General features: G+C 41.9%; 1 protein-coding gene. It reads left to right on the forward strand.

Annotated features, from left to right (window positions below; genetic code table 11):
- Nucleotides 1-63 precede the first annotated feature (63 nt).
- The gene (locus tag ACWYVB_RS24090) at nt 64-1,095 is read left to right on the forward strand and encodes an IS630 family transposase (RefSeq protein WP_001927356.1); all 1,032 of its coding nucleotides are present in this window, start codon (nt 64-66) and stop codon (nt 1,093-1,095) included.
- Nucleotides 1,096-1,104: the final 9 nt, after the last annotated feature.

The following is a 1,104-nucleotide window of genomic DNA, read 5'->3' on the forward strand; positions in this document are numbered from 1 at the left end:
TTCTATACCCGTGATCATTGAAGATGCTTGATTTTCGATAGAATCAGGATCATGCTACGAACCATGAAAATTACACTGACTCCTCAACAGAAACTGCAACTCGAACAAATGCACGACATTGAACGTGATAGTCGAGTTTGCGACCGTATTAAGGCTGTTTTGCTGGCTTCTGAAGGCTGGAGTCAGACTATGATTTCACAAGCTCTTCGTATTCATGAATCGACCGTTGCTCGTCATCTCAGCGACTACGTTCTTTCTGAAAAACTTAAGCCTGAAAATGGCGGAAGCCAAAGCAAGCTTTCTGCTACTCAAACCATGCACCTAATCGAGCATTTGACTGAGAAAACCTATTCTCATACGCATCAAATTGTCACTTACGTTAAAGAGACATTTGGACTGGATTACACGGTTTCTGGTATGAATAAATGGCTTCACCACAATGGTTTTAGCTACAAGCAACCGAAAGGCGTACCACACAAGTTTGATGAAGCACAACAGCAAGCATTTATAGAGGCTTATGAAGCGTTAAAGGCAAGCTGTGGCAAGGATGAATCGATAGTCTTTATCGACGCAGTTCACCCAACACTATCAACAAAAATATCTCATGGCTGGATACGAACTGGTCAGGATAAAGTGATTGAAACAACGGGTAATCGTAGCCGATTGAACATTATTGGCGCACTGAACTTGTCGGATATTGGAGCAACCATTGTTCACAACTATGAGAGCATTAACAGTGAATCGATTGTTCGCTTTTTCTGTGAGTTAAGAAAGAGTTATCCCTTAGCTCATAAGCTTCATATCATCTTGGATGGTGCGGGATATCACCGCAGTGACTTAGTCAAAGATGCGGCGTTTGTCCTGAATATTGAACTGCATTATCTTCCACCTTACAGTCCAAACCTCAACCCAATCGAGCGGCTATGGAAAGTAATGAATGAGAAGTCGAGGAACAACGTTTACTTCAAAAGAAAACGGGACTTCAAGGCGGCAATAGACCAATTTTTTGCAGTGACTCTTCCAGAGATCGCAGGCTCTTTGACATCTCGAATTAATGATAATTTTCAGGTTCTCAAGCCAGCATCTTCAAGTTGATTCGGTATA

The sequence above is a fragment of the Vibrio sp. JZG10 genome (assembly GCF_054064075.1).